A 16246-nucleotide genomic window follows, 5' to 3' on the forward strand; every position below is an offset into this window, starting at 1 on the left:
CTCAGGGTGTGGTGCGCGCGTCCGGCGCGGCGGTGGTCGTCCGCCCGCGCTGGGACAGGAAGGTCAGCAGCAGGGTCCGCTGCAGGTCGAACATCTCCCGCTCTTCCGCCGGCTCGGCGTGGTCGAAGCCGAGCAGGTGCAGGATCCCGTGGGTGGTCAGCAGCAGGATCTCGTCCTGCACGCTGTGGCCTGCGGCCCGGGCCTGGGTGCGCGCCACCGAGGGACAGAGCACCACGTCGCCGAGCACCCCCTCGGGCGTCTCGCTGTCGGAGCCGGGGCGCAGCTCATCCATCGGAAAGCTCATCACGTCGGTCGGGCCCGGCAGGTCCATCCAGCGCTCGTGGAGGGCGGTCATCGCCTCCTCGTCGACCAGGGTGATCGCGAGCTCGGCCCGCGGGTGCACGCGCAGCTGGTCCAGCACATGACGGGCCAGGTCGTGCAGCTCCTGCTCGGCGACCGGCCCCGGCACCTCACCCGACTCGTTGAGCACCTCGATGCTCACTGCTCACCATCCTCGGTATGCCGGGTGCCCACCTCTGCGGAGACCTCACCGGCGGGCCGTTGACGGTCCTTGGCCGGGGGGCGGCGGGAGGCCCGTGGGGCCTGCGGCTGGCCCTCGTCGTGCTTGCCGTAGGCCTCGACGATCGAGCTGACCAGCCGGTGGCGCACGACGTCGGCCGAGGTCAGCGTCGTGAAGTGGATGTCCTCGACATCCGCCAGGATGTCCCGGACCACCCGCAGGCCCGAGCTGGTGCCGGTCGGCAGATCCACCTGGGTGACGTCGCCGGTGACGACCATCTTGGAGCCGAACCCGAGCCTGGTCAGGAACATCTTCATCTGCTCCGCGGAGGTGTTCTGCGCCTCGTCGAGGATGATGAAGGCGTCGTTCAAGGTGTTGTGCGTGACGAGGAAGTCGTCAGTGACATACAGCGAGTCGGCTGCGGCCACCTGGATGCACACCGTCTCCCGCATCCCCACCGGCTCGATGCGGTCGACGAACCGCGTCGGTAGGCCGCCAGTGTGCTTCTCGTAAGCGTCTCGCTTGCGCTTCCTCCTGAAGGGGTCCACGCTGGCCGGCAGCCTGATGTCGAGCACGAAGGCATCGTGCCGAGAGGGCACCGGCCGCCCGTTGGCCAGACCGGGTTTGCGTCCTTCGGCAGGCCGCGCACGCCAGTCGGCTGTGCCACCCAGCGAGCGCACCAGGAAAACCACGTCGTCTCGCAGTTGTGGCGACGTGGTGCAGTACTGCACTCGGCAAGTGCGGCCTCTCTGCGTGACGGTGCCGCCGTCGGTGTCCAGGAGTCCCTGGAGCACGGCCAACCTCACCGCGACAGAGTTGAGCAGGTAGTCCTTCGGGACGAACGTGGTGTGGGAACGGGTGCCGGCCAGACCGAGCTCTCGCACGATTGCGGTGACCGGATGTGCCGTGATGACACCTCCACGCCCGCCACCGCCGCCCTGGCGGCTCAGCACGTCGTCGTGCGCACCGTTCGCGCGCAACTCAACACCCTCCAGTGCTTCCTCGAGCGCCACCGCCAACTGGGCGTCGACGGTGCTGCAAGCGGGAGTTGTCAAGGTGGTGAGGCAGCCATCTCCCAGCAGGAGCCCCAGCGCATAGGCGTCCATCGGCACCTCGCGCGGTGCTAGCTCTGGCGGTGCCATCATCGGAAGTTCGAACCGTCGGGCATGCGCGGCACGGAGCCGCCCGATCATCTCGCTGGTCTGCACCACGCGAGTGCGGCCGCGACGCTTGTCAGAGGGGGTCCTGACCTGCCAGAGATGCTCGCCGCACGCCAGGGTGGACGCGCCATCCTGGGTCGAGACCCGGTAGACCTCACGCTGCCCCTGCGCGTAGACGCCGAGTACGGCCGTCGCCTCACCCTGTGAACCGATGACGCGGTCCCCCACCTGAAGAGATCCGATGTCGCGGAAACCCTCCGGAGTCAGCACCTGCGCGTCGAGTGGTTGTGCGCGCCCGCGCATATAGGCCAGGGGGGCGACCTCGATCGTGCCCGAGGCCATCAGGCGCGGGATCGAGTCCGGGTCCACCATGTCGTGCAGCGCGTCATAGAGCGGCCGCAGATAGGGGTCGATCTTGTCGTTGAGCGTGCCGGGCAGGAACCCCAGGCGCTCACCGGCCTCCACCGCGGGTCGGGTCAGGATGATCCTGTTGACCTGCTTGGCCTGCAGGGCGGCGACGGCCTTGGCCATCGCGAGGTAGGTCTTGCCGGTGCCGGCGGGGCCGATGCCGAAAACGATCGTGTGCTTGTCGATCGCGTCGACGTAGTGCTTCTGGTGCAGGGTCTTGGGACGGATGGTGCGGCCCCGGTTGCTGATGATGTTCATCGTCAGCACGTCGGCGGGGCGCTCGGCCGAGGCGCTGCGCAACATGCTGATGGCCCGCTCGACGGCGTCCCGGTTGAGCGGTTGTCCCGCAGCGACGATGACGATCAGCTCATCGATGAGACGCTCGATGACGGCGACGTCCTCCGAGGGTCCGTCGAGGCGGAACTGATTGCCCCGCACCATCACATCGACGCGGGGGAAGGAGCGCTCCATGGTCTTGAGCAGCTCATCACGGGGGCCGAGCAGTGCGGCCATGGAGGTCTCGGGCGGGATGACCACGGTGTGCACCGGCGGACCAGCATCGTGAGGGGTCGGCGCGTGCGTGGTGATCAGGTCGGGATCTGTGTCACGGGTGTCGGCGTCGGCCGCCCCCGGATGGTCGGGCTCTGTCATCAGGTCCCCAAGTCTAACGGGGACCGGGGCCGACCGGCCCCAGCTGCTGGCCGCCCAGCACATGGACGTGCACGTGGAAGACCTCCTGACCGGCGTCGGCCCCGACATTGCTGACCACCCGGTAGCCACTCTCCTCGATGCCCTCGAGGCGGGCCACCTCGCGGGCGGCGGCAAACAGGTCGGCGACGCCAGCTGGATGGTCCGCGGCCATCTGACCCAGGGTGTCCTCGTGGGACTTCGGGATCACCAGCACGTGCACCGTGGCGCGTGGGGTGATGTCCCGGAAGGCCAGGACCGAGTCGGTTTCATAGACGGTGTCAGCCGGGATGGCACCGGCCACAATCTTGCAGAAGAGGCAGTCGCTGTCTGTCGGCATGACCCCACGGTAGACGACCGCTGTCCGCGTGCTGCCGATGCGCCGGACGGGGCCTCAAGGTGCCTCCCGTGGCACCCACCGACGCCGGACGGGCGGGGCGCTCCAGTGCCGACCGACCGTGGCGCCTCCCTAGGCCGGGCGGGAGCGGGCAGAGGTGGCGACCGCCGCCAGGGCAGCTGCCACCGAGGCGATCGCCACGGCGGCGAACGCGCTCTGCATCGATGCGGCATACAGGGCGGTGAAGACGGCGCCCACGGCGCCGAGCACGACGGCGGAGGCGAGTGCCTCGCTGACCTGCAGGGAGGAGGAGTTGCGGCCCAGCACCTGGGGAGCTGACAGCCGCATGGTCTGCAGGGAGGTGGTCGGATAGGCCACTCCCACCCCGGTCTGGGTGATGCCCCAGATCACCAGCACGGTCCAGCCCGGCCAGTCCGTGACGATAGCCGCCACCAGCAGCCCGGTGCCCACCGTGATGATGGTGCAGCCGACCACCATGACCCGCACCCGGTCCACGGTGTCTCGCAGCCGTCCCTGCAGCCACGATCCGCCCGCCCAGGTCACCGCGCCGACGGCCAGGGCCAGGCCGGCCTCGGTAGGGCTGTAGCCGTGCAGGTCCTGGAGCATGAGCGGCAGATAGGCCTCCGCGGCCATGAACGATGCGCCGATCGCTCCTCGGGCCGCGATCACCGACGGCAGGCCACGGCCCAGGGTGAGGGTGCCCGGTGGCAGCAGGCGCCAGGCGGCGACCCCCAGTGCCACGGCGAACGGCAGACCGATCAGCACATCCTGCACAGAGATGTGCTCACCGCCGAGGTTGAGCACCCCGACGCTGACCGCCGCCAGCACCGCCCAGAGGATGGTGGAGACCCCGAGGTAGGGAGCGTCCTCACTGGGCTCGGTGCGCCCCAGCGCCGGCAGCAGCACAGCCATGCTGACCACCACCAGGGGGATGACGCCCAGGAAGACCCAGCGCCAGCCGACCTGGTCAACCAGGAACCCGGTGAGCACCGGGCCCACCAGCCCGGGCACCACCCACGCCGCCGCCAACAGCGAGAACATCCGGGGTCGGAGCAGATCGGGGATGCCCTGGGCGATCACGACATAGATCGCCACGATGGCCATGCCGCTGCCCAGCCCCTGCAGTGCTCGCGCGGCGACGAAGAGCTCCATGCTGGTGCTCAGCCCGGCCCCGAGCAGACCGCCGGCAAAGACGGTGGCACCGACGACCAGGACGGCGCGCGGCCCGGACTTGTCCGACCACCACCCGCCCAGGATCATCCCGATGACGCTGGCGGCGATCGTGGCGCTGAACGCCAGGGCGTAGAGGCCGAGGCCGTCGAGGGCCCGCGCAACGGTGGGCATGGCGGTGCCCACCGCGATGTACTCGACCGCGAACAACGAGATGAGGGCCGTCGTGCCGAGGGAGACCGGCCGGTGTGCCGGATCCAGCAGGGAGGGCCGTGGGGAGTCGCTCGTCGCCGGTCCGTCGGACAGGCTCACGCCCATCGGGACCGGCCGCTGAGCAGGGCGATGGCCGCCGAACCTGCGGTCGAGGTGCGCAGCACGGTGTCCCCCAACCGCACTGTGCGGGCCCCGGCTGCCACGAAGGCCGCCGTCTCCTCCGGGCTGATCCCGCCCTCTGGACCGACGATCAGCAGCACCTCGCCCTGGCCGGGCAGCCCCGCCCCTACCAGCGGCTCGGTGGCCTCCTCGTGCAGGACGAGTGCCAGGTCGGAGGCAGCGATGCGGCGCACGACGGCATCCCGGTCAGCAAGGTCGGTGACGACCGGGACCCGGGCCCGACGGGCCTGCTTCGCGGCGGCCAGCACGGTCCGCTCCCACTTCGCGTGGGCCTTGACAGCCCGGTCCCCGCGCCACGCCACGATGCTGCGCGACGCGGCCCACGGCACCACGTCGTCGACACCCAGCTCGGTGGCGACCTCGATCGCGAGCAGGTCCCGGTCGCCCTTGGCGAGTGCCTGGACGAGGGTGAAGCGCGGTGCCGGTTCCGGGGAGTGACTCACGTCGTCCACGCTCAGGTCGAGCTCACCCCTGCCGACACTGATCACCCGGCCGCGCGCCAGCCGCCCGGAGCCGTCGGCGACGACCAGCTGCTCACCGGTCGTCAATCTGGTCACGGCCGCGGCGTGCCAGCCCTCCGGTCCGTCCAGGTGCACCACATCGCCGGGCGCGACCGCGTCGAGGCGGCCGGCCCCGACGAAGAAGAGCGGCGCGCTCACCGTGCGGAGAAGGCTTCCTTGAGTTTGCCGAATAGTCCGTTGCTCGCCGGCGTCATCCGGCCCTCGGGCCGGGACTCCTCACGGGCCTCGGCGAGCTGACCGAGGAGCTCACGCTGCCGGTCATCCAGTTTGGTCGGCACGCGCACGTCAAAGTGCACCACCAGGTCTCCCCGGCCGGTGCCACGCAGGTGGGTGACCCCCTGGCCCGGCAGGGTGAGCGTGTCCTGCGGCTGCGTGCCGGACTTGAGGTCCACCTCGGTGGGCCCGTCAAAGGTCTCCACGGTCAAGGACGCCCCGAGCGCGGCAGCGGTCATCGGCACCTGCACCGAGCAGTGCAGGTCGTCTCCGCGGCGCCGATAGGTCTCGTGCGGGCGCACGGCGATCTCGACATAGAGGTCTCCGGCCGGGCCGCCGCCGGAGCCGACCTCGCCCTCCCCGCCGAGCTGGATCCGGGTGCCGGAGTCGACGCCACCGGGCACCTTGAGCGTCAGGTCACGACGGGAGCGCACCCGACCCTCGCCGGCACAGTCGACGCACGGCTGCTCGATGAGCTCGCCATAACCGCGGCACTCCGGGCACGGACGGGTCGTCATGACCTGGCCGAGGAAGGAGCGCTGCACGGACTGGATCTCACCGCGGCCGGCGCACGTGGAGCAGGTCCGCGTCCCGGTGCCGGGCTGGCTCCCCGAGCCGGTGCAGGTGGAGCAGCGCGTGGCGGTGTCGATGACCAGGGTCTCCTGGCCACCAAAGACAGCGGTCTTCAGGTCGATGTCGAGGCGGACGAGGGCGTCCTGGCCTCGCTGGGTGCGCGAGCGCGGGCCCCGGGACCCGGCACCTGAGCCACCGAAGAAGGCGTCCATGATGTCGGTGAAGCTGAAGCCCTGGCCAAAGTTCTGGGAGGCCCCGGCGTACGGATCCTGGCCGCGGTCGTAGGCCGCGCGCTTGGTGGCATCGGAAAGCACGTCGTAGGCCTGGCTCACCTTTTTGAACTCTGCCTCGGCCTCCGGGCCGGGGTTGACGTCCGGGTGCAGCTTGCGGGCCATCTTGCGATAGGCGCTCTTGATCTCCTGCTGCGTCGCCTGACGGGGCACACCAAGGTCACCGTAGTAGTCGTTCATCAAACCTCTCTAGTTGTCCAGGATCTCGGACACGTAGTGTGCGACCGCCCGCACGGACGCCATCGTCGTCGGGTAGTCCATACGGGTCGGTCCGACCACACCCAGACCACCGGCGCTGCCGTAGGTCGTCGTGATCACCGACGTCGACTGGAATCCCTCGTAGGGGTTCTCCGCGCCGATGCTCACCGCCACCGAGTCCTCATCCAGCAGGGTGCTCATGCTGGACATCAGCTTCAGCAGCACCACATGCTCCTCCAGGGCCTCGAGGACGGGCCCGATAGAGCTGGGGAAGTCGGTGACCACACGGGCCAGGTTTGCTGTTCCCGCGAGGACAACCCGCTCCTCAGTCTGCGCCAACAGGGCGTCCTGCAACGAATCGACGACGACCTCGGCAACAGGGCGGTCCTCGGCAGAAATTCCCACCAGGGCCGCCTTGAGCCGCACCGGAGCCTCGGGCAGGGGCAGACCGCCCGCCTCAGCATTGAGCATCGCGCGCACCGTCTGGATGGTCTGCTCCCCGGAGAGCCCCGTCAGAGATCGCCCCACATCGACGACCCGCTGCTCCACCCGTCCGGTGTTGACGATGAGGACCACCATCAGGCGGGGCCCACCGACCGGGACCAGCTCAATATGTCGCACCGTCGAGCGACTCAGCGAGGGATACTGCATCACCGCGACCTGCTGCGTCAGGGAGGCCAGCAGCCGGACCGAGCGTCCCACCACGTCGTCGAGGTCGACCGCTCCCCCGAGGAACTCCTCGATCGCGGTGCGTTCCGCCCGCGACATCGGCTTGATGGCCGCCAACTTGTCCACGAACAACCGATAGCCGGCGTCGGTCGGGATGCGCCCGGCGCTGGTGTGCGGCGCCGCGATGAGTCCCTCATCCTCCAGGAGCGCCATGTCGTTGCGCACCGTGGCGGCTGAGACTCCCAGGTGGTGCCGCTCTAGCAGCGCCTTGGAGCCCACCGGCTCCGAGGTGCGGACGTAGTCCTGCACGATGGCACGCAGCACCTGCAGGCGTCGTTCGTCGCTACTCACCAGGGTCCACCTCCGCCTCGCACTCTGGCACTCACTCGGGCCGAGTGCCAGTCTACTCGCTCGCCGTGGTGTGCCCGCGGGGCTGTGAGGTGCGGTGGCCCTGGCATGTGAATTTCGCGACACACCGCCCCTGAGGTTGGCCTCGGGGGCGGCCATGCCGCTACAAATGATGTGGTCGCCCTGCCTGGTATGAGCCTGCAGGGACCCCGGCTTGTCCAGAGCCGTCACAGATGAAGGTGTGGGCCCCTCGCAAAGTATGAGTTTGCGAGGGGCCCACGGTGTGTTCGGGGTGATGCTCCGAACGACCAGCCAAGGAGTCGATGGCTCGCGCCACCCCATCACAGGTGGTGGTCACCAGGACGAACCCGGATCGCGAATCCGCGACGAAGCCTTGCGGTCAGCACCTCGTCTCCGAGGTGCGTAGGACAGTTGTAGCCCTGATCGGTGACGAGCACAAGGGGTTGATGCCAAAGAGTTGCAGAAATCTTCTGCTCCTCGGCGTGTCGCGCCGAAATATGAGCTCCTTGTATGCGTCGGTGACGTCTCGCCTTTCCCAGCCCCTCCCCTTCCGGACGAGCGCAGCCAACTCACCCGAGCTCCTCCCCGCCCGCCTTCCCCGCCCGCCTTCCCCGCCCGCCTTCCCCGCCCGACTTCCCGCCCATCCACCTCCGACCCGGCGGGTCTGGCGGCACCCAGTGCACTGCCTCCCTACGCTGGGGCGGTGAGCGATCGATATGGCACCGATGTCCTGTCCGGCGACTGGCGCGTCCCCCGTGGGGGGCGGGCCGTGGCCACGGAGGCCGAGACCGGACTGGTGGTGGAGGACGTGCAGACCGGGTATGTCGGGGCGATCGTAAGCGTGGAGAAGGCCGGTGGCATGCAGGTCGTGCACCTGGAGGACCGCCGTGGACGTCGACGCGGCTTCCCGCTCGGTCCCGGTTTCCTGCTCGACGGCAAGCCGGTCGTCCTCACAGTCCCGACAGCGGAGTCCCACGCGGCTCTGGCCGCCGCCCGCGCCCAGAGCGCACGCACCGCCAGCGGCTCTCGCGCGGTGGCCCACGCTCCAGCCAAGGTCGCGGCCGGCTCGCGGCTCTTCGTCGAGGGCCGCCACGACGCCGAGCTCGTGGAGAAGATCTGGGGAGACGACCTGCGCGTCGAGGGTGTGGTGGTGGAGCTGCTCGAGGGGGTCGACGACCTCTCGGCGGTGATCCGGGACTTCGCGCCGAGCGCCGAGCGCCGGATGGGCGTGCTCGTCGACCACCTCGTGCCGGGCACCAAGGAGGACCGGATCGTCCGCGCCGCCGAGAAGCTTCCCGAGTCGCGCTGGGTGAAGGTGCTCGGCCACCCCTACGTCGACGTCTGGCAGTCCGTGCGGCCAGCACGCCTTGATCTGACCGCCTGGCCGATCATCGAGCGCGGACGCCCCTGGAAGCAGTCGGTGCTGGCCGAGTTGGGCTGGGCACATGACACCCAGGCCGATGTTGCGAGAGGATGGAAGCAGATCCTCGGCACCGTGCGTTCCTACAGTGACCTTGAGCCCACGCTGCTCGCGAGCGTCGAGGAACTCATCGACTTCGTCACCGTCCCCCAGGAGGACTGACATGACCGACAACCCGCAGGACTGGCAGCCGGGCCAGACCCCGCCGCCGCCCCACAACCCGCAGTCCCCTAACCCGCAGCAGCCCGGGCCTGCCGGTCAGCCTCAGGGCCCAGGCCCCGAGGGCGCGAGCCCCCAGGGGCTGCCCCAGCAGGGGCTGCCCCAGCAGGGGCTGCCTCCGCACGGGCAGTCTCAGCAGGGGCACCCGCAGCACGGCCAGTGGCAGAGCCAGCCCCAACAGGGTGGCTGGCAGGGCCAACCCATGCAGGGCGGGCAGGGTCCTCGCCCGGCCGAGTCCGACGAGCGCACCTGGATGCTCCTGGCTCACCTGTCCGCGCCGATCGCGTTCATCGTCAGTTTTGGCACCTTGAGCATCCTGGGCCCCCTGCTGATCTGGTTCCTCCGCAAGGACGACAGCCAGGCGGTGCGCACGGCCGCCTCCGGCGCCTTCAACTTCAACCTGACGTTCTGGATCCTCTATCTGCTCGGCTGGGTGGTCGGCATCCTCACGCTGACGCTGGGTTTCCTGCTGGTGATCCCGTTCTGGATCGTGCTCTTCCTGGTTGCTGCCTATGTGCACATCAAGGGCGCCATGCGGGCGGCGCGCGGCGAGACCTACATCTATCCGTTCCAGCTCAAGGTCCTGAACTGATCTGAGCTGGCCTGATCGGGTGCCTCGAGGCCCCAAGCCGTGCTCGCGGCCGGCAAACCTCTACGAAAATCCGTGCTCGGCCGGCAAAACCCCTACGAAAAGGGGTTAGGTGGTGAGCAGGCGGTGCACGACGGTGTCGGCCAGCAGCCTGCCCCGGACGGTGAGCACCGCCCTGCCCCGCAGTGCACCCCGACCGTCGATCAGCCCATCGGCGATCAGCCCGGCAACTGCCGCGCGTCCAGCTCCCTCAACCAGCGTCAGGTCCAGCCCCTCCACCAACCGGATGCCGAGCAGCACCTCCTCGTCGTGACGCTGGGTGCCCGTGAGCACCTCGCGCCCTGCTCCCGGGGAGACACCCGAGGCGAGGCGATCGGCATACGGCGCAGGGTGTTTGACGTTCCACCAGCGCACCCCGCCGACATGGCTGTGCGCACCGGGGCCGATCCCCCACCAGTTCGCGCCCCGCCAGTAGTTGACGTTGTGCAGGCACCGGTTCTGTTCTGCCCGAGCCCAGTTGCTGATCTCATACCAGCCATAGCCAGCACCGGACAGGATCTCCTCGGCCATCTCGTACTTGTCAGCCTCGTCGTCGTCATCGGGCATCGTGACCTGCCCCCGACGCACCTGGGCGGCCAGCTTGGTGCCCTCCTCGACGACCAGCGCGTAGGCCGACACGTGATCCGGCTCGAGTCCGATCACGGTCTCCAGGCTGGTCCGCCAGTCCTGCAGCGACTCTCCGGGCGTGCCATAGATGAGGTCCAGGCTGACCTGCATCCCCGCTGCACGCACCGCCGCGACGGCCGTGTCGACATTGGCCGGGTCATGGGTCCGCTCCAGCGTCGCCAGCACGTGCGGCACCGACGACTGCATCCCCAGGCTCACCCGGGTGAAGCCGCCCGCAGCCAGCGTCTCCGCCACCTCGGGGGTGATCGTGTCCGGGTTGGCCTCGGTCGTCACCTCGGCCCCGGGTGCCAGCCCCCACCGGTGCCGTATGCCGTCCAGCACCTTCACCAGGTCGTGCGGCGGGAGCATCGTCGGGGTGCCGCCGCCGACGAAGACGGTCTGCACGGACGGCACCTCCTGGTCGGCGTCAGCAAGGACGCGCTGGGCCAGCTCCAGCTCGGCCAGCGCCGCCTCCGCATAGGTGTCGATGGTCGCGCCGTGCCCGCCCAGCTCGGGGACGGTGTAGGTGTTGAAGTCGCAGTATCCGCACCGGACGCGACAGAACGGGACGTGCACGTAGATACCGAACGGCAGTTCTCCCAGTGCGGCCGTTGCATCCTGTGGCAGCCGACCATCCGCGGGCACGGGGTCGCCCACGGGCAGGACTGACGGCATACCCCCAGTGTCTCAGTCCGACCGCCCCGCGACGACATCGACCAGCCCCAGTCGGATCCGGCAGGGAGGTCACCGGCGGTGAGTCGACAAACGTGTTCGCCCACCGTTCACCCAAATCCCCTAGTCTGCGACGGTGCAACAGCAGCTGCGGGAATACATCGACAAGCTTCGCGCCGAGGGCTACACGGTGCGCGACGATCACGGCTCCGACCCCGACCTGATCACCCCGGACGGGCGCGCGGTCGACACCTGGCGTGAGGACTACCCCTACGACACCCGACTCTCCCGCAGCTACTACGAGGTCGAGAAGTGGCTGCTGCAGGTGGAGCTGCTCAAGTTCCAGTACTGGCTCAAGGACACCGGTCGGCGGGCCGTCATCATCTTTGAGGGGCGGGACGCGGCTGGCAAGGGTGGCTCCATCAAGCGCTTCATCGAGCACCTGAACCCGCGCGGGGCGCGCGTGGTCGCGCTCAGCAAACCCAGCGAGAAGGAGCTGGGCCAGTGGTACTTCCAGCGCTATGTCAAGCACCTGCCCACTGCTGGGGAGATCGTTCTGTTCGACCGCTCCTGGTACAACCGCGCAGGGGTGGAGCGGGTCATGGACTTCTGCACGGGCCAGGAGTACGAGCTCTTCATGAAGCAGGCTCCGGCGTTCGAGGAGATGATCACCGACAGCGGGACCGACCTGACCAAGTTCTGGTTCTCCGTGACTCAGTCCGAGCAGCGCACCCGCTTCGCCATCCGCCAACTCGACCCGGTGCGTCGCTGGAAGCTCTCGCCGATGGACCTGGAGTCCCTCGACAAGTGGGAGGCCTACACCGAGGCCAAGGAAGAAATGTTCCGGCGCACCGACTCCGATCACGCGCCGTGGACCACCATCAAGAGTAACGACAAGAAGCGCTCCCGACTCAACGCGATGCGGGCCTTCCTCGGACAGTTCGACTATGAGGGCAAGGACGACAGCGTCGTCCTCCCGCCCGACCCGTTGCTGGTCAAGCGCGCGCGCTTCGCGATCGGAGACTGAGCCCGGCGCGGGTCGGCCGCACCCCCGCGCCCCGCGGCCTCTTCGCCCCCGCACGCCCCGCGGCCCTTCGCCCCCCGCCCCACGGCCTCTTCGCACCCGCACGCCCCGCGGCCTCTTCGCCTCCAGCCGCTCCGCCTAAAACAGTTTGCAGCCCTCATTGCTTCTATGGTTCACTAGTCGAGTAATGAACCAGTGAGGAGCCCACATGTTTGACGGCAGGGAGCCGATCTACCACCAGATCGCCGAGGCGATCCGTGGCGAGATCCTCTCCGGCGCCCTCAAGGAGGATGACCAGGTCATGTCGACCACGCAGTACGCCACGACATACCGCATCAACCCGGCCACCGCCGCAAAAGCGTTTGCGCAACTGGTGGACGAGGAGGTTCTCTACAAGAGGCGGGGCGTCGGCATGTTCGTCTCCCCCGGCGCCCCGGACCGGCTCCGGGCGGAGCGGCGCAAGGCGTTCTTCAGCGAGCGCCTCGACCCGGTGATCCGCGAGGCGCGACTCCTCGGGCTCAGCACCGCGGACCTCACGGCATACCTGACAACCCACACCGACGACACCATTTCGACGACCGACCGCATCACGGAGGAGGGGCGATGACCGGCTATGCAGTCCATGCCGAGCAACTCAGCCTGAACTATGACAAGACCCCAGCTCTGGCCGGCATCTCGCTGGACCTGACCCAGGATCGGATCCACGGTCTGCTGGGTCGCAACGGCGCGGGCAAGACGACCCTTATGTCCGTCCTCGCGTCGTTGCGTCACGCCACAAAGGGGACGGTCCGGATCAATGGGCAGGACCCCTTCGAGAACGAGTCCGTGATGGAGAACGTCTGCCTCATCCGGGAGAGCGGCGACCTGCTCACCGACGAGAAACTCACCACCAACCTGACCTTCCTGTCCGGTGCCCGCCCGCACTTCGACCGACCGTATGCCGAGTCGCTGATGGAGGCCTTCCGGCTCCCGCCGAAGAAGAAGCCGCAGGCGCTCTCCCGGGGCCAGGCCTCGGCCTTCGGCGCCATCGTCGGGCTGGCCACCCGCGCGCCCCTGACCATGTTCGACGAGGTGCACCTGGGGATGGACGCGCCGTCCCGGCAGCGGTTCTACGACGAGTTGCTCAAGGACTTCGCGGAGCACCCCCGCACAATCGTGCTCTCCAGCCACCTGATCAGCGAGATCGAGCACATGCTCGAGACGGTGACGATCCTGCACGAGGGGCGGCTGCTGCTCACCGGCGAGGCCGACGAGCTGCACTCTCGCGGAGCCACTCTCACCGGTCCGGCAAGCACGGTGAACCAGCACCTGAGCGGCCTGCAGGTCGTCGGCACCAGGAACCTGGGCCCGACGCGACAGGTCACCGTCTTCGGCGACCTGGACGAGGGGGCCCTCTCCGCTGCTGAGCAGGCCGGGCTGCAGGTCGGCGCTGTCCCGCTGCAGGACCTGTTCATCCACCTGACCGACATGCAGACCCAGGAGGGGTCATGACCAGCATCACCGCCGCCCGCAGCACCAGCCGGAGCACTCCGCAGTGGCTGAGCGCACTCACTTACCTGCTTTCGGGCTACGTCTACATGCTCACGCTCTGGTTCTGGGCCATCGCGCTGCCGGCCGTGGCGATCATCATGTTCGTGGTCGGCCAGAACGTTGACCAGGTGACTGCTTCCGGGGTGGCGTTCACCCACCACGGTGCCCTGTGGTTCCCGTTCAGCATCGCCATCATCCTCTCGGTCACCTACCTGCCGATCCACGTGGCCAACGGGATGACCCGGCGCTCCTTCACCAAGGCCGCCCTGGCGGTCAATGTCATCGTCGGGGTCCTCAACGCCACCATCGCCACCACTGCTCTGCTGGTCGAGCGCGAGATCTATGACGCCCTCGGCTGGGTGCACGGCGGCAACGACGGCTCGGGCATCCCGATCTTCGACGGTGGCGTCCTGGTCTATGCGCTGGGTCTGGCATTGCTCTTCGTGGCCGGCCTGCTCAGCGGATCCCTGATCGGGGTCACCTACTACCGCCTCGGCGGATGGATCGGCACCCTCGCGCTCCCGCTCTGCCTGCTCCCGCTCGGTGCCGTCGGACTGTTGGGGCTCGGCAAGGGCGTGCAGTGGAGCCCGTGGAGCTGGACGGCCGACATCGCCCCCTGGGGCACGGTCGTGGCCCTCGTCACCCTCATCGTCGCTGCCGGAGCGTTCCACCTCCTGGTCCGCGACGTCCCCATCGACAGCAAGGACTGATCGTGAGCACCACTCCCCCCACCCGTATGCCGAGGCCCGCCACCTCCTCACCCGCCACCTCCTCACCTGCCAGCCTGCAGCCCGCCACCACCTCCTCCCCTGCCACCTCCTCCCCTGCCACCGAACCGGTGGTCCGGGTCAGCGGACTGCGCAAGACCTATGGCGACAAGGTCGCCGTCGCGGACGTCTCGTTCGAGGTTGGCCGCGGCGAGATCCTGGGCATCCTCGGCCAGAACGGCGCCGGCAAGACCACCACCGTGGAGGCCCTGGCGGGGCTGCGCACCGCCGACGCGGGCTCGGTGTCGGTCCTCGGCCTGGACCCGCAGTCAGATCCGGCCCCGGTCCGCGAGGTCCTCGGGGTCCAGCTCCAGGAGTCCCGACTGCCCGCCAAGCTGCGGGTCAGGGAGGCACTGCGCCTCTATGCCTCGTTCTACACGGCGCCGAAAGACCCCGAGGAGCTGATCACCCTGTTGGGCCTGCAGGACACGCGGGACACGGCATACGAGAACCTGTCCGGTGGGCAGAAGCAGCGCCTCTCGATCGCCCTGGCCCTGGTGGGCAACCCGCAGATCGCGATCCTTGACGAGCTGACGACCGGGCTGGACCCGCAGGCCCGCCGAGAGACCTGGGACCTGATTGAGGCCGTGCGTGACAGCGGGGTCACGATCCTGCTCGTCACGCACTTCATGGACGAGGCCCAGCGCCTGTGCGACCGGGTGATCGTCATCGACGACGGCCGGGTCATCGCCCAGGGCACACCCAGCGGGCTGGCTCGCCAGGGCCGCACCGGAGTCACCTTCCGGCTGACGCTGCAGGAGCCCCTGAAGGACGTCGCGATGCTGCGCGCCCTGCCAAGCGTCACCCACCTGACCAGCGCCGACGCCACCACGACAGTGTCCGCGGGTCAGCGGCAGACGGACTCCGGGACCCAGCTGGAGGTCACTGGAGGGGCGACCGTGCTGCCCGACGTCATCATCGCGCTGCACTCGCGCGGCATCGTGCCCGCCGAGGTGCAGACCATCACCCCGAGCCTGGAGGACGCCTTCGTCGCCCTCGTGGGCCATCCGTCCGAGAAAGTCTCATCATGAGCACCGCGACCCTCACCCCGCGCAGCCACACCGGCACCCGCGGCCTGTCCACCCTGATCGCCACCGAGCTGCGACTGTTCCTGCGCGACCCCGGCAGCGTCTTCTTCACCGTCGCCTTTCCGACCGTCCTGCTCGTCGGGCTGGGCCTGGCCTATCCCGGCATCCGCGACACCATCACCGAGGCGCCCGAGCCGTGGCTGGGACTGCGCGCGATCGACCTGTTCGCCCCGCTGAGTCTCTGCATCGCGGCAGCCACCGCTGGCCTGATCACGGTCCCGTCCTATCTCGCCAGCTATCGCGAGACCGGGGTGCTGCGCCGCATGTCCACGACACCCATGCGCCCACAGGGTGTGCTGGCGGCGCAGGGCGCGGTGCAACTGGCCGGCGTCGTCGTCGGTGCCGCCCTGGCGCTGGCGGTGGCCGTGTTGGCCTTCGACATTCCGCTGCCGGGCAATCCGGTCCTGGCACTGGTCACCTTTGTGCTGGCCACCGCCGCCTGCTTCAGCATCGGCGTGGTCATCGGCGGCCTCGCACCCAAGGGCGCCACGGCCTCGAGTATCGGCACGCTCATCTACTTCCCGATGCTCTTCCTCGCCGGCATGTGGACCCCCGGCCCGATGATGCCCGACGCTGTCGAGCGCGTCGCGACCTACAGCCCGGTGGGCGCCGCGTCCCAGGCGATGAACGAGGCCTGGTTCGGCACGGGTATGCCGTGGGTCCAGCTGGTCGTCATGGCCGCCTGGACGGTGGGCATGTTCGTGATCGCGGCCCGCACCTTCCGCTGGGAGGTCTGAGCCGG

Annotated in this window: 15 protein-coding genes and 3 pseudogenes; 8 read left to right on the top strand and 10 right to left on the bottom strand. The window is 69.0% G+C overall.

All coding sequences use genetic code 11. The annotated features are described in order from the left end of the window. Position 1 precedes the first annotated feature (1 nt). The 9 genes and pseudogenes from ybeY to hrcA form a co-directional block, all read right to left on the bottom strand. Positions 2–502 (bottom strand): rRNA maturation RNase YbeY, encoded by a 501-nt coding sequence (gene ybeY, locus FNH13_RS12510; RefSeq protein WP_143783721.1) that lies wholly within the window; start codon positions 500–502, stop codon positions 2–4. Beyond that, positions 499–894, bottom strand: a pseudogene (locus FNH13_RS19295) (PhoH family protein); the annotation flags it as partial. The gene ybeY and the pseudogene FNH13_RS19295, both read right to left, overlap by 4 nt. Positions 895–1170: 276 nt before the next feature. Then, positions 1171–1983, bottom strand: a pseudogene (locus FNH13_RS19835) (LAGLIDADG family homing endonuclease); the annotation flags it as partial. Next, positions 1969–2739, bottom strand: a pseudogene (locus FNH13_RS19305) (PhoH family protein); the annotation flags it as partial. The pseudogenes FNH13_RS19835 and FNH13_RS19305, both read right to left, overlap by 15 nt. A 13-nt stretch (positions 2740–2752) precedes the next feature. After that, positions 2753–3115, bottom strand: a complete 363-nt coding sequence (locus FNH13_RS12520; protein ID WP_143783722.1) for a histidine triad nucleotide-binding protein — start codon at positions 3113–3115, stop codon at positions 2753–2755. Positions 3116–3244: 129 nt separating this feature from the next. After that, positions 3245–4621 (bottom strand): MFS transporter, encoded by a 1377-nt coding sequence (locus tag FNH13_RS12525; RefSeq protein ID WP_143783723.1) that lies wholly within the window; start codon positions 4619–4621, stop codon positions 3245–3247. Further along, a complete protein-coding gene (locus FNH13_RS12530; protein ID WP_143783724.1) occupies positions 4612–5355 on the bottom strand; it encodes a 16S rRNA (uracil(1498)-N(3))-methyltransferase in 744 nt (247 codons plus the stop codon). Before FNH13_RS12530 ends, FNH13_RS12525 begins: the two co-directional genes overlap by 10 nt. Continuing rightward, positions 5352–6473 (bottom strand): molecular chaperone DnaJ, encoded by a 1122-nt coding sequence (gene dnaJ, locus FNH13_RS12535; protein WP_143783725.1) that lies wholly within the window; start codon positions 6471–6473, stop codon positions 5352–5354. The genes FNH13_RS12530 and dnaJ overlap by 4 nt, the downstream gene beginning before the upstream one ends. 9 nt (positions 6474–6482) lie before the next feature. Then, the gene (gene hrcA, locus FNH13_RS12540; protein ID WP_228266385.1) at positions 6483–7511 is read right to left on the bottom strand and encodes a heat-inducible transcriptional repressor HrcA; all 1029 of its coding nucleotides are present in this window, start codon (positions 7509–7511) and stop codon (positions 6483–6485) included. Positions 7512–8232: 721 nt separating this feature from the next. Between hrcA and FNH13_RS12545 the strand changes: the two genes are divergently transcribed. Then, complete coding sequence (locus FNH13_RS12545; RefSeq protein WP_143783727.1) at positions 8233–9111, top strand: DUF3097 family protein; 879 nt, start codon at positions 8233–8235, stop codon at positions 9109–9111. Position 9112: 1 nt separating this feature from the next. After that, complete coding sequence (locus FNH13_RS12550) at positions 9113–9760, top strand: DUF4870 domain-containing protein (RefSeq protein WP_143783728.1); 648 nt, start codon at positions 9113–9115, stop codon at positions 9758–9760. Positions 9761–9865: 105 nt separating this feature from the next. Here the strand turns inward: FNH13_RS12550 and hemW are convergent, their stop codons facing one another. Beyond that, entirely contained in the window at positions 9866–11098 is a 1233-nt protein-coding gene (gene hemW, locus FNH13_RS12555) for a radical SAM family heme chaperone HemW (protein ID WP_143783729.1), read from the bottom strand. Positions 11099–11231: 133 nt separating this feature from the next. On the opposite strand from hemW, the gene ppk2 reads away from it, so the two are divergent. The 6 genes from ppk2 (at position 11232) to FNH13_RS12585 (ending at position 16241) form a co-directional block, all read left to right on the top strand. Beyond that, positions 11232–12122: a polyphosphate kinase 2 gene (ppk2, locus tag FNH13_RS12560; protein ID WP_143783730.1), complete on the top strand. Its 891-nt coding sequence runs from the start codon at positions 11232–11234 to the stop codon at positions 12120–12122. Between the two features lie 205 nt (positions 12123–12327). Next, positions 12328–12726, top strand: a complete 399-nt coding sequence (locus FNH13_RS12565) for a GntR family transcriptional regulator (RefSeq protein WP_143783731.1) — start codon at positions 12328–12330, stop codon at positions 12724–12726. Beyond that, positions 12723–13610, top strand: coding sequence for an ATP-binding cassette domain-containing protein (locus FNH13_RS12570; protein WP_143783732.1), 888 nt, complete (start codon positions 12723–12725; stop codon positions 13608–13610). The genes FNH13_RS12565 and FNH13_RS12570 overlap by 4 nt, the downstream gene beginning before the upstream one ends. Then, the gene (locus FNH13_RS12575) at positions 13607–14359 is read left to right on the top strand and encodes a hypothetical protein (protein ID WP_143783733.1); all 753 of its coding nucleotides are present in this window, start codon (positions 13607–13609) and stop codon (positions 14357–14359) included. The genes FNH13_RS12570 and FNH13_RS12575 overlap by 4 nt, the downstream gene beginning before the upstream one ends. A 2-nt stretch (positions 14360–14361) precedes the next feature. Further along, entirely contained in the window at positions 14362–15447 is a 1086-nt protein-coding gene (locus tag FNH13_RS12580; protein WP_228266386.1) for an ABC transporter ATP-binding protein, read from the top strand. After that, the gene (locus tag FNH13_RS12585; protein ID WP_143783734.1) at positions 15444–16241 is read left to right on the top strand and encodes an ABC transporter permease; all 798 of its coding nucleotides are present in this window, start codon (positions 15444–15446) and stop codon (positions 16239–16241) included. The genes FNH13_RS12580 and FNH13_RS12585 overlap by 4 nt, the downstream gene beginning before the upstream one ends. Positions 16242–16246 lie beyond the last annotated feature (5 nt).

The organism is Ornithinimicrobium ciconiae, from assembly GCF_007197575.1.
Classification (GTDB): Bacteria; Actinomycetota; Actinomycetes; order Actinomycetales; family Dermatophilaceae; genus Ornithinicoccus; species Ornithinicoccus ciconiae.

Bases quoted from the DNA above. Each gene is read 5' to 3' on its own strand.
- FNH13_RS12520 (WP_143783722.1), bottom strand. From the start codon at position 3,115: ATGCCGACAGACAGCGACTGCCTCTTCTGCAAGATTGTGGCCGGTGCC.
- FNH13_RS12525 (WP_143783723.1), bottom strand. From the start codon at position 4,621: ATGGGCGTGAGCCTGTCCGACGGACCGGCGACGAGCGACTCCCCACGG.
- dnaJ (WP_143783725.1), bottom strand. From the start codon at position 6,473: ATGAACGACTACTACGGTGACCTTGGTGTGCCCCGTCAGGCGACGCAG.
- FNH13_RS12550 (WP_143783728.1), top strand. From the start codon at position 9,113: ATGACCGACAACCCGCAGGACTGGCAGCCGGGCCAGACCCCGCCGCCG.
- hemW (WP_143783729.1), bottom strand. From the start codon at position 11,098: ATGCCGTCAGTCCTGCCCGTGGGCGACCCCGTGCCCGCGGATGGTCGG.
- FNH13_RS12565 (WP_143783731.1), top strand. From the start codon at position 12,328: ATGTTTGACGGCAGGGAGCCGATCTACCACCAGATCGCCGAGGCGATC.
- FNH13_RS12570 (WP_143783732.1), top strand. From the start codon at position 12,723: ATGACCGGCTATGCAGTCCATGCCGAGCAACTCAGCCTGAACTATGAC.
- FNH13_RS12575 (WP_143783733.1), top strand. From the start codon at position 13,607: ATGACCAGCATCACCGCCGCCCGCAGCACCAGCCGGAGCACTCCGCAG.
- FNH13_RS12585 (WP_143783734.1), top strand. From the start codon at position 15,444: ATGAGCACCGCGACCCTCACCCCGCGCAGCCACACCGGCACCCGCGGC.